The sequence below is a fragment of the Acetobacter sp. DmW_136 genome, from assembly GCF_008690365.1.
GTDB classification, from domain to species: Bacteria; Pseudomonadota; Alphaproteobacteria; order Acetobacterales; family Acetobacteraceae; genus Acetobacter; species Acetobacter oryzifermentans.
This window is the reverse complement of sequence record NZ_VHON01000070.1, coordinates 21271-47375: the sequence shown is the minus strand read 5'-3', so window position 1 is coordinate 47375 and position 26105 is coordinate 21271. Positions and strand designations below refer to the sequence as shown.

Annotated in this window: 21 protein-coding genes; 2 read left to right on the top strand and 19 right to left on the bottom strand. The window is 54.3% G+C overall.

Annotated elements, in window-relative coordinates:
* Positions 1-4: 4 nt before the first annotated feature.
* From gltX to FKW31_RS14640, 4 genes are all read right to left on the bottom strand, one after another.
* A complete protein-coding gene (gene gltX, locus FKW31_RS14655) occupies positions 5-1333 on the bottom strand; it encodes a glutamate--tRNA ligase (RefSeq protein WP_063354429.1) in 1329 nt (442 codons plus the stop codon).
* Positions 1334-1389: 56 nt separating this feature from the next.
* Positions 1390-1809 (bottom strand): hypothetical protein, encoded by a 420-nt coding sequence (locus FKW31_RS14650; protein ID WP_063354428.1) that lies wholly within the window; start codon positions 1807-1809, stop codon positions 1390-1392.
* A complete protein-coding gene (locus tag FKW31_RS14645; RefSeq protein ID WP_150178927.1) occupies positions 1806-3053 on the bottom strand; it encodes a nicotinate phosphoribosyltransferase in 1248 nt (415 codons plus the stop codon). Before FKW31_RS14645 ends, FKW31_RS14650 begins: the two co-directional genes overlap by 4 nt.
* 80 nt (positions 3054-3133) lie before the next feature.
* Positions 3134-4513: a class II 3-deoxy-7-phosphoheptulonate synthase gene (locus tag FKW31_RS14640; protein ID WP_006117437.1), complete on the bottom strand. Its 1380-nt coding sequence runs from the start codon at positions 4511-4513 to the stop codon at positions 3134-3136.
* Positions 4514-4805: 292 nt separating this feature from the next.
* On the opposite strand from FKW31_RS14640, the gene FKW31_RS14635 reads away from it, so the two are divergent.
* Positions 4806-5210: a hypothetical protein gene (locus FKW31_RS14635; protein ID WP_089179346.1), complete on the top strand. Its 405-nt coding sequence runs from the start codon at positions 4806-4808 to the stop codon at positions 5208-5210.
* Here FKW31_RS14635 and FKW31_RS14630 read toward each other — a convergent pair.
* Positions 5207-5806: a YigZ family protein gene (locus FKW31_RS14630; protein ID WP_006117434.1), complete on the bottom strand. Its 600-nt coding sequence runs from the start codon at positions 5804-5806 to the stop codon at positions 5207-5209. The two genes, FKW31_RS14635 and FKW31_RS14630, sit on opposite strands and share 4 nt — an antisense overlap.
* A 248-nt stretch (positions 5807-6054) precedes the next feature.
* Between FKW31_RS14630 and FKW31_RS14625 the strand changes: the two genes are divergently transcribed.
* Positions 6055-6438 (top strand): hypothetical protein, encoded by a 384-nt coding sequence (locus tag FKW31_RS14625; protein ID WP_370513071.1) that lies wholly within the window; start codon positions 6055-6057, stop codon positions 6436-6438.
* Between the two features lie 50 nt (positions 6439-6488).
* Here FKW31_RS14625 and FKW31_RS14620 read toward each other — a convergent pair whose 3' ends face one another.
* The 14 genes from FKW31_RS14620 to FKW31_RS14555 all read right to left on the bottom strand — a co-directional run bounded on the left by FKW31_RS14620 (position 6489) and on the right by FKW31_RS14555 (position 26098).
* Positions 6489-7313 (bottom strand): pyruvate, water dikinase regulatory protein, encoded by an 825-nt coding sequence (locus tag FKW31_RS14620; RefSeq protein WP_006117432.1) that lies wholly within the window; start codon positions 7311-7313, stop codon positions 6489-6491.
* Between the two features lie 50 nt (positions 7314-7363).
* On the bottom strand, positions 7364-10039 hold the full coding sequence (gene ppdK, locus FKW31_RS14615; protein WP_150178926.1) for a pyruvate, phosphate dikinase: 2676 nt from the start codon (positions 10037-10039) through the stop codon (positions 7364-7366).
* A 222-nt stretch (positions 10040-10261) separates the two neighbouring features.
* Positions 10262-12349, bottom strand: a complete 2088-nt coding sequence (ligA, locus tag FKW31_RS14610) for an NAD-dependent DNA ligase LigA (protein WP_050793182.1) — start codon at positions 12347-12349, stop codon at positions 10262-10264.
* Complete coding sequence (gene recN, locus FKW31_RS14605) at positions 12342-14075, bottom strand: DNA repair protein RecN (RefSeq protein WP_166443424.1); 1734 nt, start codon at positions 14073-14075, stop codon at positions 12342-12344. The genes ligA and recN overlap by 8 nt, the downstream gene beginning before the upstream one ends.
* A gap of 157 nt (positions 14076-14232) precedes the next feature.
* Entirely contained in the window at positions 14233-15270 is a 1038-nt protein-coding gene (locus FKW31_RS14600; protein WP_063354424.1) for an outer membrane protein assembly factor BamD, read from the bottom strand.
* Between the two features lie 96 nt (positions 15271-15366).
* Complete coding sequence (lpxC, locus tag FKW31_RS14595) at positions 15367-16347, bottom strand: UDP-3-O-acyl-N-acetylglucosamine deacetylase (protein WP_150178924.1); 981 nt, start codon at positions 16345-16347, stop codon at positions 15367-15369.
* 153 nt (positions 16348-16500) lie between these two features.
* Complete coding sequence (gene ftsZ / locus FKW31_RS14590; protein WP_089179340.1) at positions 16501-18015, bottom strand: cell division protein FtsZ; 1515 nt, start codon at positions 18013-18015, stop codon at positions 16501-16503.
* Between the two features lie 86 nt (positions 18016-18101).
* Positions 18102-19538, bottom strand: coding sequence for a cell division protein FtsA (gene ftsA, locus FKW31_RS14585; RefSeq protein WP_063354421.1), 1437 nt, complete (start codon positions 19536-19538; stop codon positions 18102-18104).
* Positions 19531-20487: a cell division protein FtsQ/DivIB gene (locus tag FKW31_RS14580; protein WP_150178923.1), complete on the bottom strand. Its 957-nt coding sequence runs from the start codon at positions 20485-20487 to the stop codon at positions 19531-19533. Before FKW31_RS14580 ends, ftsA begins: the two co-directional genes overlap by 8 nt.
* Entirely contained in the window at positions 20484-21422 is a 939-nt protein-coding gene (locus FKW31_RS14575; protein WP_150178922.1) for a D-alanine--D-alanine ligase, read from the bottom strand. Before FKW31_RS14575 ends, FKW31_RS14580 begins: the two co-directional genes overlap by 4 nt.
* Complete coding sequence (gene murB / locus FKW31_RS14570; RefSeq protein ID WP_035351934.1) at positions 21419-22363, bottom strand: UDP-N-acetylmuramate dehydrogenase; 945 nt, start codon at positions 22361-22363, stop codon at positions 21419-21421. The genes FKW31_RS14575 and murB overlap by 4 nt, the downstream gene beginning before the upstream one ends.
* Positions 22360-23793 (bottom strand): UDP-N-acetylmuramate--L-alanine ligase, encoded by a 1434-nt coding sequence (murC, locus tag FKW31_RS14565; RefSeq protein WP_035351936.1) that lies wholly within the window; start codon positions 23791-23793, stop codon positions 22360-22362. The genes murB and murC overlap by 4 nt, the downstream gene beginning before the upstream one ends.
* Positions 23790-24938: an undecaprenyldiphospho-muramoylpentapeptide beta-N-acetylglucosaminyltransferase gene (gene murG, locus FKW31_RS14560; RefSeq protein ID WP_150178921.1), complete on the bottom strand. Its 1149-nt coding sequence runs from the start codon at positions 24936-24938 to the stop codon at positions 23790-23792. Before murG ends, murC begins: the two co-directional genes overlap by 4 nt.
* The gene (locus FKW31_RS14555) at positions 24935-26098 is read right to left on the bottom strand and encodes an FtsW/RodA/SpoVE family cell cycle protein (protein WP_006117418.1); all 1164 of its coding nucleotides are present in this window, start codon (positions 26096-26098) and stop codon (positions 24935-24937) included. The genes murG and FKW31_RS14555 overlap by 4 nt, the downstream gene beginning before the upstream one ends.
* Between the last annotated feature and the right edge of the window lie 7 nt (positions 26099-26105).

Below are 26105 nucleotides of genomic sequence, written 5' to 3'. Positions count from 1 at the left end.
TTCTTTATGCGGAAGGGAGCAGCCGCGCCAAGGCGCGATTGCGGCCAATTAATGGTAGAAGATCACGCAGTTCCGGCCCTTGTTCTTCACCTGTCAGGGCCAGACGAAGGGGATGAAACAGGGCTTTGCCAGAACGGCCTGTTTTTTCACGCACAGCGGTTGTCCATGCTTTCCATGTGGTTTCATTCCACGGTTCGGCAGGTAGCAGGCTTGCGGCTTCTTTCAGGAAGTCATCTTCTCCTTCCTGCACGGGGGGGATGATATCTCCATCCGTTACATTATGCCAAAGGCGTGCTTCTGAAAGCAGTTCGATATTTCCGCGAATAGCCAGCCAGAATGCCTCTGTGGCCCCTTTAGGTAATCTGTCTGCCACATCTGCATAAGGTGTCTGGGCCAGTAGTTTGTGGTTCATGGCCAGCAACTGGCGGGTATCAAACCGAGCGGCAGAGCGGGAGATATGGGAGATATCGTAGATCTTGGCCTGTTCATCAAACGGCAGCAACACCGGGTCATCCGAAGACCCCAGACGAGCAAGGTAGGAGATAAGCGCTGTTGCTTCTATGCCATCCTGCCGGAATGTGCGCAGAGAGCACGCATCAAACCGCTTGGAAAGTTTACCGCCATTTTCATCAAGCAGCAGTGGCAGATGCGCAAAACGGAAGTGATCAGGATGTGCCCCAAGAGCTTGGGCAATATCAATCTGCACGCCGGTGTTGGTTACGTGGTCTTCCCCACGAATAATGTGGGTAATGCCTGTTTCCAGATCATCTACAACAGAAGCCAGTGTGTACAGCACTGTGCCATCTGTGCGCACCAGAACGGGGTCTGAAACAGAAGGAAGTTTTACCTGGCAATCACCCATCACCATATCGCGCCAGCGTACAGTGGTGTTGGACAGTTTGAAGCGCCAGTAGGGTACTTTACCGTTTGCTTCAGCCTGTGCGCGCTGCTGGGCAGTCATTTTCAGCATGGCACGATCATAAACCGGAGCACGGCGCTGGCGGATCTGTGTTTCGCGCTTGGCGGCCAGTTCCTGCTCACTTTCAAAGCAGGGGTAAAGGTGGCCAGAGGCCTTCAGTTTTTCAATGGCCGCAGCGTAGCGGTCCAGCCGTTCTGTCTGCCGGAAGGTTTCATCCCACTGAATGCCCATCCAGTGCAGATCTTTCTGGATAGCTTCCACCAGCTCCTCGCGGGAGCGGCCGATATCCGTATCATCAATACGAAGTTGGAATTGGCCACCGTGGCGGCGGGCGTAAAGGGCATTGGCAAGTGCCTGACGGGCATTGCCAACATGCAGGAGGCCGGTAGGGCTGGGAGCAAAACGGAGTTTCATGACAGAAGCTTATGGCGCGAATGAACAGGAAAGGCCAGCCACAGCGTTATGCTGTGTTAGTGCTGGTGGCCACCATTATCTGCATCGTCCGGCGCTGCGTAAAGGTCTGTCAGGTCTTCATTATCTTCAACCAGCCGACGCGGGTCCAGCATACGCCAGTCTCGTTCCATGGGTGTTGCGCGGTGGGCTGTAAAATCATCCAGCTCATTGGCGGAATGCCAGCCATCTTCACCTGCATCTAGTACCACAGCATCTTCACCAAAGCTGAACCACGTTGTGAGCACATCCTTGGCGCTGGCGCCGGGGGTGCGGCAGCGTTCTATACTGTCGCGCACATAGGCGCGGGCAAATGCATTGGCGTGTGCCAGATCATGAAAAACGCCAACATCTTCCACAATGTTATCTTCCGCACCGCCCGAAAGATCCAGAATGCGAACTTTCCATGTTTTGTCTTCGGTATCGGTTTTGTCGGTCATGTCTGTTCGCCTTTGGTGGTTTTGCGGAAGGAGGGAAGTAGGAATTCCCTCCCAATTTTTACCCGTTCAACGCCGTTGTAGGAGACAATATCGGCTGTGGCGTAGGTTTCGTTCCATAGTTCAGGAATAAAGGAGCCAGTACCCACAACATCAACGGGGGCGTGTGCGTCTGCCATACAGGCGCATTTGGTAACACCGAAGCCAGAAGACGCAATAATTTTAACATGCGGGAAGCCTGCGTGATCCAGTTCCTCGCGCATTTTCCAGATAGCTGCGGCAGAAACACCTGTGCCAATCAGGTAGCGCAGTTCTTTATCAGAACGGTAACGGCGTAGTGCTTCAGGCGCATGGCGGTTGACGACCGCATAAGATTCCTGCGGATTCAGCCCCTGCATAAAGCGGCCGCCATGTGTATCCAGCCTTACAGCCAGCTTGCCTTCTGCTGCCAGTTTGGGAAAGCGGTTGCAAACGGCCAGCGCGTCCGTAATTTCTTGGCCAAAGTAATCAACCAGAACAACCAGATCTGTATGAGGAAATTCCGCGTGGAACATTTCAGCCGCACGCACGGTGGAACCTGCATATCCAATTAAAGCATGTGGCATGGTGCCTGCGCCATGCGTGCCGCCAAAAAAGGGTGCAACGGCATCATTGGCTGTGCCTACAAATCCGATAGCGCCGTTTTCCTGCGCTTCACGCCCCCCAACAGAAGCCGCATAGGCCATAAGCTCCTGCATTTCATACCCAGCGCAATGGCGGGCATCCATGGCTAAAAAGCGGGTATGCGGCAGGGAAAGTGCCATCTGATAAGCGCGATGTGCCGCAACACAAGGGCTACCAAGTTTTTGCAGCAGCAGTGTTTCCAGATCAGCCAGATGGGTAAAGGAGCCTGTTACGTAAACCAATGGCTCGCCAGCGCCCACCCATTCACCTTCTGGGTGCACCACATCGACAGAGTAGGGGGCTTGGCGCTGGGCCATAACGTTTTTCAGCCATTCCAGCATCAGCCCCGGAGCAGAAATAACAGGACGACGGATAAAGAAGGCGTATGTAACCTCGCAATCTCCAAACCGGCCGACAATCTGGCGGGTACGATTAAAATAGGAATCTGTACGCGCGCGAATTTCCGCATCGGGAAGCGGTGCTGCTGTGCGGGCGGAACAGACGCCTGCTGTAGGTTTGGAGAAGGAATGTGTCATCCTGATCTGCTCTTTCTGCCATTGGGGCTGCAGGGATGATGGGAACAACGGGGGGCAAGGTAAACCCCACCCCCCGGTTCTGTGATCAGCCTGAGTGTTCAGGCTGAGTTCATAAAAGCGTGTATGCCTTAGCGTTCGCTTTTGAGTTCTTCCGCAATCAGGAAGGCCAGTTCCAAAGACTGTTCAGCATTCAGGCGCGGGTCACAGAAAGTTTCATAACGGTTGCCCAGATCTTCTTCTGTCAGGCAATGCGCGCCACCTACGCATTCAGTTACGTTCTGGCCTGTCATTTCCAGATGCACACCACCAGCAGGCACGTTTTCTGCCGCACACACGGCAAAGAACCCTTTCACTTCCTTCACGATGGAATCGAAGGAGCGTGTTTTGATCTTCTGCTGCGTAGAGGTGGTGTTGCCGTGCATGGGGTCTGTCAGCCACGTTACAGTCTGCCCAGTAGCTTTTACGGCCCGCATAAGCGGGGGCAGTTTTTCTGTAATCTTATCCGCACCCATACGAGAGATAAGCGTAATACGCCCGGCTTCGTTTTTCGGGTTGAGGATTTCTGTCAGCTTTTTAATGTCTTCCACGCTGGTAGTGGGGCCGACCTTAATGCCGATAGGGTTACGCACACCGCGCAGGAACTCAACATGCGCGCCATCAGGCTGGCGGGTGCGGTCCCCAATCCACACAAAGTGGGCGGAGCAGTCGTACCATTCACCAGATGTCGAGTCGATGCGTGTCAGAGCCTGCTCATAAGGTAGCAGCAACGCTTCGTGAGAGGTGTAGAACTCTGTTTCATCAATCTGCGGGGCAGATGCTGCGTTCAGCCCGCATGCCTGCATGAATGCCAGCGTTTCGCCAATACGTTCCGCCATAACGCGGTAACGGTTGGAAAGCGGAGAACGCTCAACAAAGCCAAGATTCCAGCGATGCACCTGATGCAGGTTGGCATACCCACCGTGAGAGAACGCGCGCAGAAGGTTCTGGATACCGGTGGATTGGAAGTAGCCGGTTTCCATACGAACAGGGTCTGGAATACGGGATTCCGGCGTAAAGTCCGAACCGTTGATGATATCGCCGCGGTAAGACGGCAAGGTAACACCGTTTACGGTTTCCGTATCGGAAGAGCGCGGCTTGGCGAACTGGCCAGCCATACGGCCAATTTTAACAACCGGCACTTTGGCGCCAAATGTCAGCACTACGGCCATCTGCAACAGCACGCGGAAGGTATCACGCACGATGTTGGCTTTGAATTCACCAAAGCTTTCAGCGCATGCGCCACCTTGCAGCACAAAGGCTTGCCCGGTAGCAGCCTGCGCCAGATGGTTGCGCAGGGTGCGTACTTCCCCGGCAAATACCAGCGGCGGATAGGAACTTAGCCGATCTTCAACCGTTTTAAGCGCGGCCTGATCCGGATAACTGGGAATCTGCTTTACGGGAAACGAACGCCAGCTATCCGGCATCCAGGTCGCAGACGTCGGGTTGGGCTGGGTGAGCGTTGCACTCATAACGCGGTTCCTGTCAGTTTAAGGGTGGTCAGGTCAGAGGTTGAATAAAGAGACATAAAGCACCTTACACCCGCGTACGGATGCCAAGGGGAAGCCTTTATGTCTAAAACAGCGCCAATAGGCAAATTTCATCTTTAATGCCAAACGCGTGCGCTTGCCTTTAATGTATGGCGGGCATATGGCCGCTTGGTTTGGCATTTTGCCATGTTGGTGCAATATAGCACCAGCACAACCCGGCTGGAACGGTTTTTCGGGCAGGGTAAATTTTCATTTTTTCGCGGGGTAACGCGCAATGGCGCAGCTGCGTAAACCGTTTGTAACGGCGCTTTCGGGCATATGTGTTGGATTTGGCCTTATGGCTGGTATTTCTGCAGCTTATGCAGATCCAGCCCTGATGCCTGATGATAATGTTTCCTTCTCTGAAGGTTCTGGCAGCCTCGATTCTAATGGCCAGCAGAGCCAGTCTTCTGAAAAGAAGACCGTGCATGGGCATCGTAACCTGCCACCGGGGTATCAGGATGCACCATCCATGGATTTTCAGCATGGCGCAGACCCGGATCATCTGGCCAAGGTGCATCGTGACTCGGTAACCGGTTCCGATATTTCCAAATATGGTTCTGCCTATCAGAGTAGCAGCCCGTTTGGTTCCGGGCAGGTTGGGGATTCTACCGGCAATGGGTGGGTTATCCCGCGCTAATTTTCTTCCACCAAGCGTATCTGGGCCTGACCATTCGTCAGGTCTGTGATGCGTTGAGTGATGTTTTCCTGCCAGTCTGTGGGCAGCGTAAGAATAAATTGAGCACCCAGAGCATCAAATTCTGGCGTGTCAGCCTCCACTCCCCATTCAGGCAAACGAGACTGTAGCAGCCCGATCAATGAAAACGGGCAATGAAAGCTCAGTTTGATACGGTCTATCAGCGGTTCTTTTGGGGCTTCCCGCAAACATTCTGCCGCAGTGCCAGCATAAGCACGCACAAGGCCGCCAGCCCCAAGCTTGATACCGCCAAACCAGCGCGATACCACAATGGCAACCCGATCAAGCTTTTGTGCAAGAACAACCTGTAAAATTGGTCGCCCAGCAGTGCCTGATGGCTCTCCGGCATCATGGCAGCGGCAATGTGGGCCAAATTGCCACGCCCAGCAATGATGCGTGGCATCTGGCCCTGCCGCTGCAATGCGGCTGATAAAAGCTTCGGCCTCTTCTATGCTGTTTATGGGCGTAGCATTGGCAAGAAAGCGGCTTTTTTTAATATCCCGTTCCAGAGTAAAGGGGCTTAGAAGCGTTTCGGTCATGCGCTTAATGATACAACCTGCCTAAAGCCCAGCAAATATGTATTCTGATGGATGTATGATGAGAAAGCCAAAGTTATGGCCTTATTAAGGTTGTTTCTTTGGTAAAATGGCATGACAGGATGGTGAAAAACAGGCTTGCTCTGTTGGGTGTAGGATCGTTTTGTTCCAATATATGGAAACAATCGCATTTCGCGGCTTTGCAGATTATGTATCTGCTAGCAGTGGAGCAGAAAAAGGAAAGCAGCAGCATGGCGCCTGTGTTGCGTAAGAAGTGTTTGGTTCTGGCAGGTGTTTGCGCAGTTGCTCTACCTAGTCTGAATATACCGTCTGCTATGGCAGAAGGTGGGTTGGGCGACGATGACGATGCAGAAACGCATCGTCCAGCAGATATGCACAACTTGGCAACCAAGCCGCCGCTGCCCCGTGCCCATAAGGATTTTAGCAAATATCGCTACAAGCCAGAGGGCGATAAAGTGCAGGAACAGCCAGATGCCAACCGGTTGTTATTCTGGACACAGGATGGCAAGCCAGATGGTTATGCACAGCGGCGTGGAAGCAGCATTATTTATTATAATGCGCAAGGGCAGGCGATACGCATCCAGCACCTGACTCCAGAAGAAATGGCTGACTAGAACGGACTTCCACCTTCTTCCTGTATGCATACAGGAAGAAGGTGGTGTTTTTACCCAGCGGAAATCAGATCCAGAATAGCAGCGGATGTTTCTTCAATAGATCGGCGCGTAACGTCAATAACCGGCCAGTTATGGCGGCGGCACAAGCGGCGCGCCCAGTGCAATTCTTCCTGCACTTTTTCCAGATCAATATAGGCATAATCTGCCACAGGATCGATCTTGGCTTTGGATGGCACCATTTGAGACAAACGGTTACGGCGAATTTCAATGAGGCGTTCTGGGTCTATTGTCAGCCCGATAACGGGTTTATTGGTAGTAAACAGATCCTGCGGCGGCTCAATGCCCATTACCAAGGGAACATTGGCTGCCTTTAGGCCCCGATTTGCCAGATAAAAGCAGGTAGGTGTTTTAGAAACGCGCGAGACACCAACTAGAATAACATCAGCTTCGTTCAGACCTTTGGTTTCCTGCCCATCATCATGCGCCAGCACATAATGCATGGCTTCAATGCGCTGATAATAGGTTTCATCCATGATGTACTGGCCACCCGGATGAAGCGTAGCTTCTTCTCCCGTTTCTTCCGTAAGAAAGTGCAAGGCGTTATCTAGCACATCTAATAGCCGCACCTGTAGGCTTGCACAGCCTGCTTCCATATCAGCCTGCAAGGTCGGGTCTGTCAGGGAAGACATAACTGGCCCACGATCCAGCGCGATATGGCGCAAAACCCGGCGGAGCTGAAGTTGCGTGCGAATAAGGTTCCAGTGGCGCAGATGCACTTCTGTGTTGGGAAACTGCGCAATACATGCGCGGGCAACGGAATCCAGTGTCTGGCCCGTTGCTTCGGAGACAAGGTGGAGCGTGATTTTTTTTTGCATGATCTAGATTCAAAAATGGCCGCCTCGGTGAGAGGCGGCCACCTTTTTGTTCAGGCTTTTACGGCCTTGTTGTTTTTGGCAGCCAGTGCAGCCTGTGCTGCGGCCAATCTGGCAACGGGCACCCGGAAGGGAGAGCAGGAGACGTAATCCAACCCAACTTCTTCAAAGAAGGAGATGGAAAGCGGATCGCCCCCATGTTCACCACAGATGCCCAGTTTGATGTCGGACTTGGCGGTACGGCCTTTTTCCACACCCATACGCACCAGTGCGCCAACGCCTTCGCGGTCGATCGAGACAAACGGATCTTGCGGAAGCAGCCCTTTTTCCACGTATTCTGGCAGGAAGGAGCCAGCATCATCGCGGGAAAGGCCAAGGGTGGTCTGTGTCAGATCGTTTGTGCCGAAGGAGAAGAAGTCTGCGCTCTGCGCAATCTGATCTGCCGTAATGGCTGCACGTGGCAGTTCGATCATGGTGCCGATCTTGTAAGATAGCTCTGCCTTCCGTTCAGAAAGAACATCAGCAATGGCTGTTTCACAGGTTTTACGCACCAGATCCAGTTCTGCCTTGGTACTGATCAGCGGGATCATGATTTCTGGAGCAACAGGCTTGCCTGTTTCCTTGGCAATATCAAGAGCCGCTTCTGCAATGGCACGCACCTGCATGGCGTAGATTTCTGGGTATGTAATGCCCAGACGGCAACCACGATGGCCCAGCATCGGGTTGGCTTCAGATAGTGCAGACCGGCGTGCGCGCAGGGTTTCAACATCCTGCCCAAGCGCTTTGGCCACTTCTTCTAGCTCAGCTTCACCATGCGGCAGGAATTCGTGCAGCGGCGGATCAAGCAGACGAATGGTTACAGGTAGCCCCGCCATAATGCGGAACAGTTCTGTAAAGTCACTCCGCTGGAAGGGCAGAAGCGCGTTAATGGCTTTGGCGCGGGTGGCTTTGTCATCCGCCATAATCATCTGGCGCACATGGCCAATACGATCAGGGCCGAAGAACATATGCTCCGTCCGGCACAGGCCAATACCTTCTGCACCAAAGCGGCGGGCTGTTGCCGCATCTTCTGGCGTTTCAGCATTGGCGCGCACACCAAGGCGACGGATGGAATCTGCCCACCCCATAAGGGTTGCAAAGTCACCAGAGAGTGTTGGTGGAATGGTGGGAACACGGCCTTTGTAAACAGCACCCGTGCCACCATCCAGTGTAAGCCAGTCACCAGCTTTAAGCGTGTGGCCATCTACCTTCATGGTCTGGGCTTTGTAGTCCACGGCAATGCTGCCAGCACCGGCTACGCACACGCGGCCCATGCCACGGGCCACCACAGCAGCGTGGGATGTCATGCCGCCACGTGTTGTTAGCACACCGCGAGCAGCGTGCATGCCGTGCACGTCTTCTGGAGAGGTTTCAACACGCACCAGAATAACATCTTCACCTTTGGCTGCACGGTCTTCCACATCTTCAGCAGAGAACGCGATAACGCCCGTTGCCGCACCCGGAGAAGCGGGAAGGCCGCGTGTCAAAAGCTGACGTTCTGCTTTGGGGTCCAGCACAGGGTGCAGAAGCTGATCGAGAGATGCAGGAGGCACGCGGTTAACGGCTTCTTCCTGCGTGATCAGATTTTCCTTGGCCATATCAATGGCAATGCGCAGGGCGGCTGCGGCTGTGCGTTTGCCAGAGCGAGTCTGGAGCAGGTACAGCTTGTTTGCCTGCACCGTGAACTCAATATCCTGCATATCGCGGTAGTGGCGTTCCAGCAGATCGCGCACTTTTAGCAGTTCCTGATACGCGTTGGGCAGGGCCTTTTCCATAGGCACTTGGCCTTCAGCCGCACGGGATGCGGCCATGGGCTGCGGTGTGCGGATACCTGCCACAACGTCTTCACCCTGAGCGTTGATCAGGTATTCACCGTAGAAAATATTTTCACCGGTAGAAGGATCACGTGTGAAGCAGACGCCTGTGGCGCAATCATCACCCATGTTGCCGAACACCATGGATTGCACGTTAACAGCCGTGCCCCAGCTTGCCGGAATATCATGCAGCTTGCGGTAAGTGTTGGCGCGTGGGTTCATCCATGAGCCAAATACGGCCCCAATGGCGCCCCAAAGCTGCTCTTTCGGGCTTTCAGGAAAAGCGGTGCCGGTTTCCTGCAGAACAATCTGTTTGTAGCCTTTAACGACTTCCTGCCATTCCTCAGCGCTCAGAGATGTATCATCTTCCTTGCCGATGGCACGCTTGATCTGCTCAAGCAGATCTTCAAAGCGGTGGTGGGCAACACCCAGCACAACGGAGCCGTACATCTGAATGAAGCGGCGGTAGCTATCCCATGCAAACCGGGCATCACCGGATGACTTTACAAGCCCTTCAACGGTGCTGTCATTCAGCCCCAGGTTGAGAACTGTATCCATCATGCCGGGCATGGAAACACGTGCGCCAGAACGGACAGAAACAAGCAAAGGGGCATTGGCATCGCCAAAGCGCAGACCCATGGCTTTTTCAACCAGACCCATGGCTTCTTCAAGCTGGGATTCCAGTTCAGCCGGGTATTTCCGTCCGTTTTCGTAGAACGCCGTGCAGACTTCAGTGGTAATGGTAAACCCCGGGGGGACGGGCAGGCCAATATTGGCCATTTCTGCCAGATTAGCTCCCTTACCGCCGAGGAGATTGCGCATCCCGGCGTTGCCTTCGCTCTGGCCGGCGCCGAAACTGTAGATCCACTTGGTCATGTGCCGTTCACTTCATTCCTGCACACAGTAAAGCCAAAAGCCCCGACCGAGGGGAGGAAAAGGAGATAACGGGGCGATAGGCTGGCCTGCGTGCTATTTTTATTCTTGGTTTTGGACGACTTTGTAATCCATCCCTTCGTTGGAAAGTAGCATGACGCAGTTTTGCTGGGCGGGCAATCTCTCTTTTGTATCAGAATACAAAAAAACGTGTGCCGCGCTGCGCTATTCCTGCTCGGAGCAAAAAGCGTTCCATTCTGCTTCATCCATGGTTTGAAGGCCAAGTTCCACAGCCTTTTTGGCCTTTGAGCCAGCTTTTTCCCCCAGAACAACCAGATCTGTTTTTTTGGAAACAGAATCCGAAACCTTAGCGCCCATGCGTTCTGCCGTTGCTTTGGCTTCTGGCCGTGTCATGGTGTGTAGGGTGCCGGTAAACACAATGGTTTTGCCAGCCAAGGCACCTTCGGATGCTGCGGTTTCTTCCGTTATGGTCAGATTTGCGCGTAAATCCGCCAATGTTTGCAGATTATGTTCTTCTGCCACAAAGGCCACCAGATCTTCCGCTGTGGTTGTGCCTATACCGGTAATGGAACCCAGTTCCAGCCGTGCGTCAGATCCAATAATGGCGGCAGCCTGCATCTGGTTAAACCAGTTTTCATAGGTGCCATAGTGGCGTGCCAGCAGGCGGGCATTGCTGGCGCCAATCCGACGGATGCCAAGCGCATAAATAAAACGAGAAAGAGAAATGGTGCGGCGGCTCTCTATGGCCTGCAACAGCTTTTGAACAGATTGCTCGCCCCAACCATCGCGCTTTTCTATATCTGCGGCGTGTTCATGCAGACGGAAAATATCACCAGGTGTTAAAATCAGGCCGATATCGTGGAACTCACGAATACTGCGGTCTCCCAAGCCTTCAATGTCAAACGCTTGGCGGGAAACAAAGTGGATCAGCCGCTCCACAACCTGCGCGGGGCAGGTAAGCCCACCTGTGCAACGGCGCACAGCTTCGCCTTCTGGCCGCACCGCCGCTGCACCGCAAGCAGGGCAATGATCGGGGAAGTGATAAGGTGCCTGCCGGGGCGTGCTATCTGTAGAAGGGGCAACGCCCAACACTTGAGGGATAACATCCCCCGCCCGCTGGATAAAAACCATATCACCGGGGCGGACATCCTTGCGGGCAATTTCATCTTCATTATGCAAGGTTGCGCGCATAACCAGCACACCACCAACATTTACCGGCTCCAGATGTGCAACAGGGGTGAGCGCACCTGTGCGGCCAACCTGAATTTCTATTTCTTTCAGGCGGGTAACCGCCTGTTCCGCCGGAAACTTCCACGCAATGGCCCAGCGCGGGGCGCGGCCAGCAAAGCCTAAGCGTTCTTGCAGGGCCAGATCATCAATTTTGTAAACAACGCCATCAATATCGTAGGCAAGTTCAGCCCGATTCTGGCTGACTTCCGCAAAAAAGACTTCGGCATCTTCTACGCCTTTAATCTGGCGAGAAAGCGGATTAACCGGAAAACCCCATGCTTTGAGTTGCTCCAGATAAGCCCAATGGCTGCGGCTGATTTTTTCTGAGCAGAAACCAAGCGCATAAGCAAATAAGGACAGCGGGCGTTGTGCCGTAATTTTGGAATCTAGCTGCCGTAATGAACCCGCTGCTGCATTACGCGGGTTGGCAAACAGTCGTTTGTTTGCAGCTTCTTGCGCTGCGTTGAGTTCCAGAAAGTGCTTTTTGGAAAGAAAAACCTCACCACGAATTTCGATGAGATCGGGGTAGGAGCCAGAAAGGCGTAACGGCAAATCCTTAAGCGTGCGCAAATTGGCGGTAACGTCTTCGCCTTCAGTGCCATCGCCGCGGGTGGTGCCACGTACAAAACGGCCTTTTTCGTAGGTTAGGCTGATAGAAAGACCATCAATTTTGGGCTCCCCTACAAAAATCAGTTGTTCTGTCGCTTCCTGATCCAGCCCTAAAAAGCGTGTGGCGCGGCTGATGAAGCCTTCAAAATCTTCCCGGTCAAACACGTTGTCCAGCGAGAGCATGGGCACAAGGTGGATGTGCTTGCCAAAAGCTGTATCGGGTGCGGCCCCTACGGCTTGGGCTGCGCTGTTTTCTGGTTCGGCCTGTGGGTGCTGAGCCACAATGGCATCATACCGCCTGCGCAGGGCATCATATTCTGCATCGCTGATTTCTGGCGCATCGTTCCGATAGTAAGCCGCGTTATGGTGGGCAATTTCGGCAGCAAGGTGCTCCAGTTCTTCCCGTGCTTGTTGGAGTGTCATTGTAGCGGGAAGAAAGGCGGGTTCAGGCATTATTGTCATGTCCAAGTAGGCTGGCGGCAGCGGCGCGGGCGGCATCGGTTACTGTATCACCGGCCAACATACGCGCAATTTCCTCGTTACGCTCTGTGTCTGTAAGTGGGGTGGCGTGTGTTACGGTTTGGCCGTTGCGGGTAAGTTTGCCAATACGCAAATGTGCATCTGCGCTGGCCGCCACTTGAGGGCTATGGGTAATAGCCAGAACCTGCACATTTTGCGCAAGCCGATGCAGGCGTTCACCAATGGCGGCGGCTGTAGCTCCCCCAACGCCCGCGTCAATTTCATCAAAAATCAGTGTACCAATACCTGATTGACCAGCCAGAACCAGTTTAAGCGCCAACATAAGGCGGGAAAGCTCACCACCAGACGCAACTTTAGCTAAAGGCCCTGCTGGTTGGCCGGGGTTGGCCGCGATTAGAAAGATCACCTGTTCCATACCCTGCCTGCTCCACTGTTCAGCAGGAAGCGGCTTGATATCCACCAGAAAGCGGGCTTTTTCCAGTTTGATAGGCTTTAATTCTGCGGTAACGGCCTGCTCCATCTTGCTGGCAGCTTTGGTGCGGGCTTCGTGCAGCGCTTTGGCTTTTTGAATATATGTTAGCCGCGCTTCTTCAGTTGCAATTTTAAGAGATTCCAGCGCCGCCGTGCCGTTTTCCAGTGCTGTCAGGCGGCTAGAAAGCCGAGTAAGCAACTCTGCCAGATCATCTACGGGAATGGAATGTTTGCGTGCCACGGTGCGAAGGGCGAACAGGCGCTCTTCTGTATCTTCCAACAGGCGCGGGTTGGCTTCTGTGTCCGCAGCTAAGCGGGAGAGCAGGGTTTCGGCTTCTGCCAAAGCGTTTTCGGCATTTTCCAGCGCTGTGAGGGCTTCTGTTGTGCGGGTTTCCAACGGTTCGGCTTCTGCCGATGTTGGGGAGGGAGCGGACGCATTTGTTGGCACAAGGCGCAGCAGGGCGCGGGTTGCGCCACGTAAGGCGGCGGCCGGGCCGGGGGAGCGTCTGTCTTTGGGGGTGAGTTCGGAAAGGGCTGCGGCTACAGCTTCTCCACGTCGTTCAGCTTGTTGAAGCGCATGGCGTTGTTGGGCTAATTCCTCTTCCTCACCCGGTTGCGGGGCGAGGGCTGTGAGTTCATCAACCGTATGGCGCAGCCATTCCTCTTCCCGCGCAGCTTCTTCTAATGCGCGATGTGCATTGGCAAGTTCTGAGCGCAGGGTTTGCCAACGATCAAACGCACCAGCAGTACCACTTAATAAGGAAGGTTTGACACCATAAGCATCAAGCAAACCGCGATGTGTGCTGGAATCGGCCAGCCCCATTTGCTCGTGCTGGCCTTGAATTTCAATGAGGGTTGCGGCCACGCGCCGCAAAAGCGTGATACCAACAGGCTGATCGTTGATCCACGCGCGGGAGCGGCCTTCCTTGGAGATAACACGGCGTAGAACTAAGGGCTCCTGTAATTCTGCGGGAATGTCCTGCTCTTGCAGAATGCCGAATGCCTCGTGTGAAGCAGAAACATCAAAACTGGCAGTTACGCGCGCTTCTGGTGCACCGGCACGTACTAGGCCAGCGCTTGCACGATCACCCATGGCAAGGCCCAAACTGTCTAGCAGAATGGATTTGCCCGCTCCGGTTTCCCCTGTAAGTGCAGTAAAACCTGCGTGGAGTGAGAGATCGAGCGTTTCAATCAGAACAACATCCCTGATGGAAAGGCTTGTTAGCATAATGGCATCCGGTTTTCCGGGCTTGCGCCCAAAGGACAGGAAAGACGGCAAAACACAAAAGCCAATAGCTTCCTGCTTGCCCCGCCCGCGAGGGGCGGCAAATGCACAATACTCATTTCAGGCACGAGCCGCCAGAAAAATGTTCTCTATGTGTTCTTTATTTTGCAGGTGAGCTTGCAGGGGCGGCCGGAGCGGTAGGTTCTGCTTTTACAGGTGTAACAGGTGCTGCCTTAATAGGCATGGCCTGCGGCTGTGTGTTTTCATTACGCGTATCTGTTGCCAGAGCATCTGGTTCCATAGCTGTGCCTTTTTTGGCGCCAGCTGTTCCGGGTTCGGCATCTTTGGGCATATCAGATGCAGAAACAATCTTGCCGGGAATAGGGAACTTATCCGTTAGCAAATGATAGCGGTGCAGATTATCATAGGCATAGCGATACCATTTGCTGCCAGGGTAATTGTAACCCAGCACAATGGCAGATTTACGCGCCTGATCCGTTAATCCCAGATCCAGATACACTTCCACCATGCGTTCCAATGCTTCGGGCACATGGTTGGTGGTCTGGAAATCCTGCACCACACGTTGGTAGCGGTTGATCGCGCCTTCGTAGTTCTTTTCACGCTGATAATAGCGGCCAACCAGCATTTCCTTACCGGCCAGATGGTCTCGGCAGAGGTCAATTTTTAGCTGCGCATCACGTGCGTATTTGGACTGCGGAAAGCGTGTGATCACTTCTTCCAGCGCATCCATAGATTCTGCCGTGCCTTGTTGATCGCGCTGGACATCTGCAATCTGCTCGTAAAAGCACAGGGCGCGCAGATAATAGGCATAGGCGGAATCTGAACTGGTGGGGTGTAGGCTAATAAAGCGGTTAAGCTGCTGCACGGCTTCGGGGTATTTCCCTTTCAGGTAATACGCGTAGCCTTCCATAAGCTGGGCATTCGCGATGTAACCAGAATAGGGGTAATTCTGCTGAAGCGTTTCAAACTCTGAAGCTGCAAGGGCATAGCGCCGAGTGCGCAGGGCATCAATGCCATTATTGTAAAGGGTTTCAGGCGCAGCAATTTTGGGAGCCGGCGGCAGCTTCTTGTTTTCATTAAACAAGCCACAGCCTGCCAGGCTCGTCAGCAGGGCAACTGAAAGCACGCGGGGCAGGACGTGGCGAAGTAACTGTGGTTTGATACAAATGTCAGACATACCGGCTCTTCATTTAGAGACGGCATCTTATAGCATGCCCACTGCGCAAGAAAAGCAATGAAACAGCTATTGATTCGTTATTGCGCCAAAAAGGCATCAGGCGGCGGACGCAGCGGGTAGGGATGTCGTGATATCACGCCACGCATTCTGGTCTGCAAAAAGGGCGCGTAAAACTTGGTTGTTCAACGCATGCCCAGATCTGTGGCCCCGGAATTCACCCAACAATACACCACCGGCAAGGTAGAGATCCCCCACCGCATCCATGACTTTATGCCGAATGAATTCGTCCGGCTTACGCAGGCCCGATGGGTTGAGAATATGGTCATCATCCACCACAATGGCATTGTCGAGCGAGCCACCGCGTGCCAGTCCGGCGCGATGCAGGGCTTCAATTTCCGCTTTAAGGGTAAAAGTGCGGCTATCTGCCAGTTCATGGCGGAAAGACCACGGCGTAAGCTCGGCGCTATAGCTTTGCTGGCCAATGGCTTTTGCCGGAAAATCAATGCTCAGGGAAAGATGAAGGTGGTGGCCTGCTATGGGGTGAAGCTCTGCCCATGAATCATTATGGCAAATCCGAATGGGCTTGGAAACTTCAATAAAACGGCGGGGGGCATCCTGCGCCTTCCGCCCGGCGCAATCCAGCTGGAATACAAAATCGGCAGCAGACCCATCAAAAACCGGAGTTTCCGGGCCGTCAATCAAAACAAGCACGTTATCTATGCCGCAGCCATTCAAGGCCGCCATAAGATGCTCAACCGTAGCCACCCGGTTTTCTGGGCGTTGAGCTTCACCCAAAACGGTGCTTAGGCGTGTTTCCAACACGTTATCGTACCGGGCCGCAATGGGGGCCGCATTGGGCAGATCTGTACGCTGGAACACAATGCCATGTCCGGCACAGGTAGGATGCAAGCTCATGCGAATGGATTGCCCCGTATGCAGCCCCGTGCCAGTGCACGAAATGGCATGACGAAGCGTATGCTGCAAAGCAGACGGGGTTTTCCTTACAGATGGCATAAAAGATACTGGGCTTTCTACAATATCGGAATACAGGAGAGGCTCCCTTAGCAGACCGTCCATTATCTGGGCATCCTATGCTTGCGTAGATAGAAAGTTATGACAACGCTAAAGCTTGTTTCTGGGAGAAGCCAGTCAACGATTATTGCCATCTATTACATAAAAAATGCGCCGCCTTATGAAAGGCGACGCATTTATAGAGTAAAGTATAAAAAATTAACGGCGCAGGAAGGTAGGAATTTCCAACCCCGAATCTCCTTCACCAGAACGCAGGCCAGATCCCTGATCAGCTTGGCTGATGGTGGGGCGCGGCTGAGCGTTGGGTTCCTGCCGGGAAGCATCGGCTCCGTTGCGGCGGAACGCACCAGTTACGCGGCCAAAAAGGCTGCGATGTGCTGGGGCTTCCTGCTGCTGAGGGGCTGCGGCGGGTTGGCGCGGCGTTTCAGTAAACAGACCAGCGCGGGGAGATACCGCCGGGCGTAGCTGTTGAGGCTGGTGGTTGGTGGCTGCTGTTGGCGCAGCCTGTACCGGCACTGTATGTGCTGGCGGAGCAGAAACATTATTGGCGCCAGCGGGCTGAAAAACCTGCGCATGCTGCGGTGCCGCTGTGGCCTGTGTAGAAGGCGCAGCCTGCGTTGTTGTTGGTGGAACAGGCGCAGCAGTCGGCGCTGGCGCGGCGCCACCAACAGCAGCCTGCGGCTGTTCTGCCGGAGCTTCACCCTCAACCGCCACCAAATGCGGACGATCGGTCGAATCGGAAGGCATATCAATGCCAGTGGCAACCACGGATACCCGGATACGGCCGCTCATTTTTTCATCAATAACAGTCCCGAAGATCATGTTCGCATCTTCAGGCACTTCACGGCAGACACGGTTAAATGCTTCTTCTGCTTCAAAGAAGGTCATGTCTTCGCCACCGGTTACGTTCACCAGCAGGCCCTTGGCGGTGGACATGCAGGTATCTTCCAGCAGCGGGTTGGAAATAGCGGCTTCTGCTGCTTCTACAGCGCGGTTTTCACCTTCACCTTCACCTGTGCCCATCATGGCTTTGCCCATTTCAGCCATCACGCTGCGGATATCGGCAAAATCCAGATTAACGTAACCACGATCCATCATCAGATCGGTTACGCCGCGCACGCCCATGTTGAGCACCTGATCAGCCAGTTGATAGGCTTCACGTAGGGTCGTACGTTCGTTGGCAATACGGAAAAGGTTCTGGTTGGGAATAACAATCAGCGTATCAACATACTGCTGAAGTTCCTTGATACCTTCATCCGCAACACGTCCACGGCGTTTGCCTTCATAAGCAAAAGGCTTACTGACAACACCGATGGTCAGAATATTCCGCTCACGCGCCATGCGGGCAATAACGGGGGCTGCGCCTGTGCCCGTGCCACCACCCATGCCGGTGGTGATAAAAACCATGTGAGCGCCATCCAGATACCGTGCAATTTCATCTGCGGCTTCTTCTGCCGCAGCCCGGCCTACTTCTGGCTTTGCGCCGGCACCCAAACCGTGGGTCAGATGTGGGCCAAGCTGGATTCGGCTATCTGCCAGACTTTTTTCCAGACTTTGGGCATCGGTGTTGGCAACAACAAAATCAACACCCTGCAGGTTGGACGCAATCATGTTGTCAACTGCGTTCGTTCCCCCACCGCCAACACCAATAACTGTGATTTTTGGGGAAAAATCAGCATGTGTTTGGGGTGGAACGGTCAGGTTGAGTGTCATGTGTGTCTCCCGAACGGCTGCAGCTTACCGGTATATGCTTAGAGAAATAAGATTACATTCAGATTACCAAGAATTTGTAAGCTAAATCAAACCCTCTCTCGAATAAAAGCAACGAGTTTTTGTAAAAAGCCGGAAGGGGCTGCTTCCCGAAACTCCACGTCTCCAAAAGGACGTTCTGCGCTGGCAGCCCAGAACAGCAATCCAGCGGCTGTTGCAAAGCCCGCAGCAGCAGCAGTATTTTCGGGCAGACCAATAATATGCTTAGGCCGCCCAAGGCGAACGGAGCGCGTAAACCCAGCCCCAGAAGGACGTCCAGAACTGACTGGCATGCCAAGTATGCGTTCTGCCATAGGGCGAATGCCATCTAGCAAGGATGCGCCGCCAGTTAACACAATGCGCCCACTGGCCGCAGTGCCAAGGCCTGCTCCATCCAGTTTTTCACGCACCAGTTCCAATGTTTCTTCTACGCGCGGGCGGATAATATGGCCGAGCTGTGCGCGTGAAACCTGCTCAAAATGCGGGACATCATTGCCCAAAAGTTCAACGGTAAGCACTTCATCTTCAACATCTGATGCCAGATCTGCGCTGCCGTAAAAGGTTTTCAGGCGTTCGGCATTTTCCAAGGAGGTGCTGAGTCCGCGTGCAATATCACGCGTAACATGCAGGCCGCCCACACCAATCTGAGCCGTATGCAGAATTTGCCCTTCACCAAACACCGCCAGAGATGTGGTGCCACCCCCCATATCCACTACGGTAGTGCCAAGGTCTCGCTCATCTGCATCCAGCACGGAAAGGCCAGAAGCGAGAGGAGACGAAACCAAGGCTTCCATTTTCAGTTCCGCACGGCTTAGCACAGTTTCCAGATTCATCAGTGCTGTGGTGGCCGCATCTATAATATGCAGGCGAGCTTTGAGCGTTTCGCACAGATGGCCCCGTGGGTCTGAAACGCCTTCCGTATCATCCACGGTAAAATCTATGGGGAGGGTATGAATAACTTCACGCCCCTGAACGGTGGCCTGAATACGGCCTTCCGTTACCACACGCCGAATATCTGCTTCTGTGACAACCCGGCCGCCAATAGGCCAGCGCACGTTAAACAGACGGCTGGCCGGATGCCCGCAGGAAAGATTAACCACCACCTTGTCAATCGGGCGCTCTGCCATGGTTTCGGCCTGCCCAACGGTGGCCCGAATGGCAGCTTCTGCTTCCTGCAACTCTGTAATGGCGCCATTACGCACACCAGCAGAACGCCGCCAGCCATAACCAACCACACGTAAATTGCCGTTGGGCTCACCTTTGCCAATCAGACAGGTGATTTTGGTGGAACCAATGTCCAGAACAGCGGTGTAACCATTGCGCCATGTATGTGGCCGTTTGTTTTTCTCGCTAGGTGGCAAGGGGAGAGAGCTTTCCCCGCCACTCATCAGCAGGGAAGATCCAGTTGCCGCTGTCGTGCGCTTTTTATGCAGCCGATCAGAAAGACTAAATCCAGAGGAAGCGGGTGAACGCGTGGGGTCACTCATCTGGGTTTTCCTCCGGGTTATCTTTTTTTGCTTCTTTAGCCGCAGGGTGCACAGGATGCGAGACCGGTTTGGTAGCATCTGCCTTGTGCGGTGCAGAAGTATCTTGCGTGTTATTTCCTGCATCCGATGGTGGTGGAGATGCAGGTGGTTTTTCCTTAATGGTCAACCGGTCTGGCAAGCGCATATCTATCAGCAGCACGGGCCGATCCAATAGCCGTGTTGTAGCGTTGATTTTTGCCAGCCTGTGAATGGCCGGAGCTTCCTCGCCTTCTGGCAAAAGCACGGTTGCGCCATCACGCAGTGTAAGATTCCAACGCCTGTCACTGACACGTACAGCAGCCGTAACACGGGCTTTAATGTCTGGTTCTTGTGCTATAATATCAATCAGGCTGGCAGCGGATGTGTTTGCGCCATCCCCCACAACCAACGGCAATTTGGTAAAGGCTTCTGCATCCTTACCTGTCATGCCTTGGTCTGGCACACGGTTGCCTTGCTTATCTATCAGTTCAAAATGCCCTTGATGCTGCCAGACAGCATAGGGCAGGCGTTCGGTAATATGCACGTCAATTTCGCCAGAGAGATGGCGTTCTATGGTAACGTGATCAACAAAAGGCAGGGTATCCAGTTTTTCCCGTGCAGCGGAAACACTAAAATCTAGCACGGGGTCTCCAACTTCCACACCCAATGCATCCCGAATACTTTGCTCACTGGTGAGCTGTGCACCGTCAATATGAATGCTGGTAACGCGCAGGGCAGAGGTACCCAGCAGCTTATCGCGCAAAGGGGCGAGCTGTTCCTGCACAGCAGGAATTTTCAGGCTGATATATCCAGCACCACCCAGAACGGCCAGAAACAGCAGCCCGGTAATAGGCCGCAGCAAGCGTTTTTGCCGCCTAAGAAAAAGCCCGATGCGAGAGGGCCTGTCAGCAGGAGATGGGGGTACCCTCATTGTCGGCAGGTAGCCTGTTCAACCAGCCACGCGCAAAGTTCCGGGTAGCTGATGCCACAATAGGCGGCCTGTTCGGGTAACAGGGAAGTTGCTGTCATACCCGGTTGCGTGTTGACCTCCAGCAGAATGAGGTGTGGCTGCTCCGGATTGGTATCATCCAACCGGAAATCAGAGCGCGATGCGCCAGAGCAGCCCAAAGCCTGATGAGCCTTTACAGCAACTTCCAGCGCAAGTTTGGCGCTAGAAGCATCAATTTGTGCAGGCAGAACGTGGGCAGAACCGCCGACCTGATATTTGGAATCATAGTCGTAAAAATCATGCCCCGTGCCGGTGGGGGTAATATCCGTAATGGTGAGAGCACGATCCCCCATAACACCTACGGTAATTTCACGGCCCGGAATAAAGGCTTCTACAAGGGCTTGTGGGCCAAAAGTCCAGTTTTTAACAATATCTGCCCGCGTGTTGGAACCCGTGCGCACAATGGAAACCCCAACGGACGAGCCTTCATTGAGTGGTTTCACAACATATGGTGTGGGTAGGGGATCTGCATCGGCAAGGGTGACAATATCTACCACCATCCCTTCGGCTACAGGCAATCCGGCAGTTTGGAAAATAGCACGGGCAGCAGCTTTATCCATGGCAGTGGCCGAGGCCCGAATACCCGAATGGGTATAGGGAATGCCCATCCAGTCCAGAATGCCCTGAATACAGCCATCCTCACCAAAACGACCATGTAGGGCGTTAAACACCACATCCGGCTTTTGTGTGTTCAGTGTTTCAACCAGTGCTGCCAGATCTGCTTGGGCATCCAACGTGCAAACATCATACCCTGTGCTGCGCAACGCTTCAGCCACACCTTGCCCGGAGGAAAGGCTGACCACGCGCTCGGAAGACATTCCGCCCATCAGTACGGTAACGCGTTTTGGTGCACTCATTTGGGGGAGGCCTCCGTTTTACCTAGCCGCTTGATTTCCCAGTGCAGGGAAACGCCAGAATTCTGGGCAACACGTGTGCGCACGTCTTCCCCCAATTCTTCCAGATCGGTTGCTGTGGCATTGCCTAGATTGATGAGGAAATTGCAGTGTTTTTCACTTACCTGCGCATCTCCGTGGCGCAGCCCACGGCACCCTGCGGCGTCAATCAGTTCCCAAGCTTTACGAGCAGATGTTTCTGCATCTGGATTGCGGAAGGTGGAGCCCCCGGTGCGTGCCCGCACAGGCTGAGAAAGCTCACGCGCGGCGCGTACTTCTGCAATACGGTTGGCAACATCTTGCGCATTTGCTGGTGTGCCCCGCAAACGGGCACGAATAACAAATGCACCTTCCGGCAGGCCAGAGCGACGATAGCCAAACCGCAGGGCAGCGTTATCCAGCCGGATCAGGCTGCCGTCCCTCGTAATAATTTCGGCCCAATCCAGAACATTGGCGATGTCTGACCCATAAGCGCCTGCGTTCATCCGCACAGCTCCTCCAATGGAACCGGGAATGCCAGCCAGAAATTCCAACCCGGCAAGCCCAGCCTGTGCAGCATGTTCGGCCACGGTGGCATCCAGACAGGCGCAGCCAGCTATAATGCCGTCAGCTTCTACCGTAATGTCAGCAAAGCCACGCGCCATACGCACCACCACGCCTTCCAACCCACCATCACGGATGATGACGTTAGAGCAAGCTCCCAAAGCCGTTATGGGCAGTTCGGGGGAAAGGCGTTGCAAAACACCAGCCAGATCCTCGGCATCAGCAGGCTGAAACAGCCATTCTGCCGCCCCACCAACCCGAAACCACGTGCGTGGGCCCAAAGGTGCCTGTGGTGTTAGCCTTCCGCGCATATTAGCAAAGGCATGCTTGACCATATCTTGCATGGAGGCCGGATTGTTCATGCCGCGTTGCCACCCTTGTCTTCTGCCTGCAGGGCAGCAAGCTGGGCAGGTAGAGCCTGCGCCCAGTTGGTAATAGTGCCTGCGCCAAGGCACACAACATAATCCCCCGGTTTGGCGATGGCGTTGATCATTTCTGCCAAATGGTCTGGGCTGGACAATGGTACCACCGAACGGTGCCCACGTTCACGCAGGCCTTCAATCAGCTTGTCGCGGCTGGCATCGGGCAATGGGTCTTCACCAGCAGCGTACACATCTGACACAATCACGGTATCTGCATCATTCATGCAGGCGCAGAAATCTGAGAACAGGATTTTCAGGCGCGAATAGCGATGCGGCTGCATAACGGCAATAACATGGTTGGCACCGGCTTGCCGGGCAGCTTTCAGTACAGCGGCAATTTCAACAGGATGATGGCCGTAATCATCAATCACCGTAATGCCACCGGCTTCCCCCGTGCGGGTAAAGCGGCGTTTTACACCACGGAAACTGGCTAGGCCTGAACGGATGACGTCATCACTGATGTCCATTTCCGTTGCTACAGCAATGGCGGCCAGAGCGTTCTGCACATTGTGAGAACCCAGCATAGGCAGACGGAAGGGGCCAGCCTTGCGGGTGTGGCGGCTTACGCGATCTGTTAGCGTGACTTCGAACGTGGCGCCCAGTTTGTCAGTAATCAGTTTTTCTGCGCGCACATCGGCTTGTGGAGAGAACCCATAGGTGACAATCCGGTGGTCAGACAGGCGCGGGATCATCTGCTGCACGGCTGGGTGATCAATGCACAGCACGGCAAATCCGTAAAATGGCACGTTGGAAACAAACTGGTCGTAAGCTGCTTCCATTGCTTCGGGGGAGCCCCAATGGTCCAGATGTTCCGGGTCCATATTGGTAACAACCGAAATAACGGAAGGCAGGCGCAGGAAGGAGCCATCGCTCTCATCTGCCTCAACCACCATCCAGTCACCTTTCCCCATACGGGTATTGGTGCCGTAGGCTTCAATAATACCACCGTTAATAACTGTCGGGTCCAGCTTGGCGGCTTCCAGCACGGCAGCTACAAGGCTGGTGGTGGTAGTTTTGCCATGTGTGCCACCCACAGCAACAGACCAGCGCAGGCGCATGAGTTCAGCCAGCATTTCTGCCCGGCGTACAACCGGAATTAGCTTGGCGCGTGCGGCAACAACTTCCGGGTTATCGCGCTTAACAGCAGTGGAAATAACCACCACCTGTGCATCACCCAGATTTTCGGCTTTATGACCAATGGTTACAGGAATACCCGCAGCCCGCAGGCGTTTAACGTTAGCGTTTTCTGCAATATCCGAGCCCTGCACAGAATATCCCAACAGGCACAGCACCTCCGCAATGCCGGACATGCCAATGCCGCCAATACCGACAAAATGGATGGTTCCGATGGAAAGGGGGAGGGCTCTCATGCGCGTGTCTCCGTCTCGCTGGAGGTCGTCGGATGGGCGGGTGCAGGGGAAGGAGTGAAGCATTCTTCTACTATATCGGCCAAGCGGAGGGCAGCATCCGGGCGGGCAAGCGTGGCAGCGGCTTGGGCTGCCTGTGCCAGTTCATCCGGCGCGGTGAAAAGATCATTCAGGCGGCTGGCAAGGGCCGCAGAGGTGAAGTCTGGCTGGCGTATCATCCAGCCTGCTCCGGCATTGGTAATGGCGCGGGCATTTTCCGTTTGCTCATCGCTGGCGGCAATGGGCAAAGGCACCAGAATGGACGGGCGGCCCGCTGTTGTAATTTCTGCCACAGAAGAGCCGCCAGCACGCCCGATAACCAGATGGGCGGAGGCTAGAAGTTCGGGCACATCCTGCAAGAAGGATTCAACACGTGCCTGCACACCCATTTCTGCATATGCAGTGCGCACGGCATCCAGATCATCTTGCCGCGCCTGCTGTGTAATATGGATACGTTGGCGCAGGCCTTCCGGCAATTTGGCTATAGCAGCAGGCACAACCTGAGAGAAAATACGCGCCCCCAGAGAACCACCCCATACCAGTAGGTTAATATGGTCTGTTGGTGGCCCCCATCCTTCACCCGCAAGGGCGGCAATGGCGGGGCGTACGGGCATACCTGTAAACACGGTACGCGCGCCAATAGGTAGCTTGGCAACGGAAGGGAAAGACGTAGCAATAACATCCGCAAAGCGGGAAAGAACCGCATTGGCCTTACCCAACACAGCATTGCCCTCATGAATAATCAGGGCGGGGTGTTTACGCCCGATCAGCCGTGCGCCCAGCAAAGGCGGCACGGAAGGATAGCCCCCAAAACCTACCACTACATCAGGCTCGATTTGTTGGAGAATGGCACGCGCTTTCCATGCACTTGCCAACAGGGTGACGCCTGCACGAATGGCACGGATTGGCCCACGCCCAGCCACACCAGCACCATTGAGAACATATTGCGGGCCACGGGCAAATACACCACTTTCCCGCTTACCAGCGCGCCCATCTGTCATAAGCACAAGGTGGTGGCCGCGTTCTGCCAATGTATCTGCCAGCGCTTCGGCCGGAAAAAAGTGTCCGCCAGTGCCGCCTGCGGCAATGACGATAGTACGTGAACTCATGCTGACCGCCATTGTCTGAGTGTGGTTACAAAACTATTGCCAGCCAGGGAACGCCCCTGTTGTTGCCGTGTAAGAGCAAGCACCATGCCGATAGCCAACGCAACAGACATGGCAGAAGACCCACCATAGGAAATAAATGGCAGTGTCATGCCCTTGGTGGGAATAAGATGCAAGGAAGAAGCCATGTTCACAAATGCTTGCAGGCCAAAGCCTGTTACCAAGCCAGATGTGGCAATCACAACAAATGGATCGTCCTCACGGATCAGCCGCAGCAGGGTGCGCACCACAATCACGCCAAATACGCAGATAATGAGCATGCACACAACCAGCCCGTATTCTTCCCCCGCCACAGCAAACACAAAGTCTGCATGCGCATCTGGCAGCAGATCTTTTACGCGGCCTTCACCGGGGCCACGGCCCAGTAGGCCACCATTGCCAAAGGCGCGCAGGGCGGTATCAATCTGGTAGTGGTCTCCCACGCCGGGGTGCATAAAGCGCTCAACGCGGGAACGCACATGCGGGAAGATGAAAAACGCAGCAATACCGGCGGCAATCATGCAGCCAAAGCCAAATGCAACCAGAATGAGGTTGAGGCCATCTACAAAAAGCTGCACCAGAAACACGGCCGTAATAACCGTAAGCATGCCAATGTCCGGCTGAGATTTCAGCAGCAGCATAATCAACCCATATAGGGCAAAGGCAATAAGCATACCGGGAAAGTAGCGTGAAACACGGCGCTGCGTCAGCAGCCAGCCTGTAACAACGGCAAAGCAGGGCTTTAAAAACTCGGATGGCTGGAGAGACATCATGGGCAGGGCAATCCAGCGCCGCGCCCCTTTAATTTCTATGCCATGCACAAGGGTAAGTGCTGTTGCCCCTAGCATCAGCATACCGCCTATTATGGAAAGGCGCAGCACAGCCTTGCGGGAGAGCATGGAAATGCCCACCACGATAACCCCCGCAATGCCTAAAAACATCACCTGCTTGAAAATGAACATATTGCGCGATGCGCCAATACGCACGGCCACAGCAGGGCTGGCGGCCAGCATAAGGATGTAGCCAAAACCAATAAGGATGAAGGTGCAGATCAGAGTTGTCCGGTCTACATTCCGCCACCAGCGGCCAAACGGGGAATCATCGGTGCGGGAAGAACCGGCCATCAGTCTC

Coding starts and splice junctions, on each gene's coding strand:
- gltX (WP_063354429.1), bottom strand. CDS start 1,333: ATGAAACTCCGTTTTGCTCCCAGCCCTACCGGCCTCCTGCATGTTGGC.
- FKW31_RS14650 (WP_063354428.1), bottom strand. CDS start 1,809: ATGACCGACAAAACCGATACCGAAGACAAAACATGGAAAGTTCGCATT.
- FKW31_RS14640 (WP_006117437.1), bottom strand. CDS start 4,513: ATGAGTGCAACGCTCACCCAGCCCAACCCGACGTCTGCGACCTGGATG.
- FKW31_RS14635 (WP_089179346.1), top strand. CDS start 4,806: ATGGCGCAGCTGCGTAAACCGTTTGTAACGGCGCTTTCGGGCATATGT.
- FKW31_RS14630 (WP_006117434.1), bottom strand. CDS start 5,806: ATGACCGAAACGCTTCTAAGCCCCTTTACTCTGGAACGGGATATTAAA.
- FKW31_RS14625 (WP_370513071.1), top strand. CDS start 6,055: ATGGCGCCTGTGTTGCGTAAGAAGTGTTTGGTTCTGGCAGGTGTTTGC.
- FKW31_RS14620 (WP_006117432.1), bottom strand. CDS start 7,313: ATGCAAAAAAAAATCACGCTCCACCTTGTCTCCGAAGCAACGGGCCAG.
- ppdK (WP_150178926.1), bottom strand. CDS start 10,039: ATGACCAAGTGGATCTACAGTTTCGGCGCCGGCCAGAGCGAAGGCAAC.
- ligA (WP_050793182.1), bottom strand. CDS start 12,349: ATGCCTGAACCCGCCTTTCTTCCCGCTACAATGACACTCCAACAAGCA.
- recN (WP_166443424.1), bottom strand. CDS start 14,075: ATGCTAACAAGCCTTTCCATCAGGGATGTTGTTCTGATTGAAACGCTC.
- FKW31_RS14600 (WP_063354424.1), bottom strand. CDS start 15,270: ATGTCTGACATTTGTATCAAACCACAGTTACTTCGCCACGTCCTGCCC.
- lpxC (WP_150178924.1), bottom strand. CDS start 16,347: ATGGACGGTCTGCTAAGGGAGCCTCTCCTGTATTCCGATATTGTAGAA.
- ftsZ (WP_089179340.1), bottom strand. CDS start 18,015: ATGACACTCAACCTGACCGTTCCACCCCAAACACATGCTGATTTTTCC.
- ftsA (WP_063354421.1), bottom strand. CDS start 19,538: ATGAGTGACCCCACGCGTTCACCCGCTTCCTCTGGATTTAGTCTTTCT.
- FKW31_RS14580 (WP_150178923.1), bottom strand. CDS start 20,487: ATGAGGGTACCCCCATCTCCTGCTGACAGGCCCTCTCGCATCGGGCTT.
- FKW31_RS14575 (WP_150178922.1), bottom strand. CDS start 21,422: ATGAGTGCACCAAAACGCGTTACCGTACTGATGGGCGGAATGTCTTCC.
- murB (WP_035351934.1), bottom strand. CDS start 22,363: ATGAACAATCCGGCCTCCATGCAAGATATGGTCAAGCATGCCTTTGCT.
- murC (WP_035351936.1), bottom strand. CDS start 23,793: ATGAGAGCCCTCCCCCTTTCCATCGGAACCATCCATTTTGTCGGTATT.
- murG (WP_150178921.1), bottom strand. CDS start 24,938: ATGAGTTCACGTACTATCGTCATTGCCGCAGGCGGCACTGGCGGACAC.
- FKW31_RS14555 (WP_006117418.1), bottom strand. CDS start 26,098: ATGGCCGGTTCTTCCCGCACCGATGATTCCCCGTTTGGCCGCTGGTGG.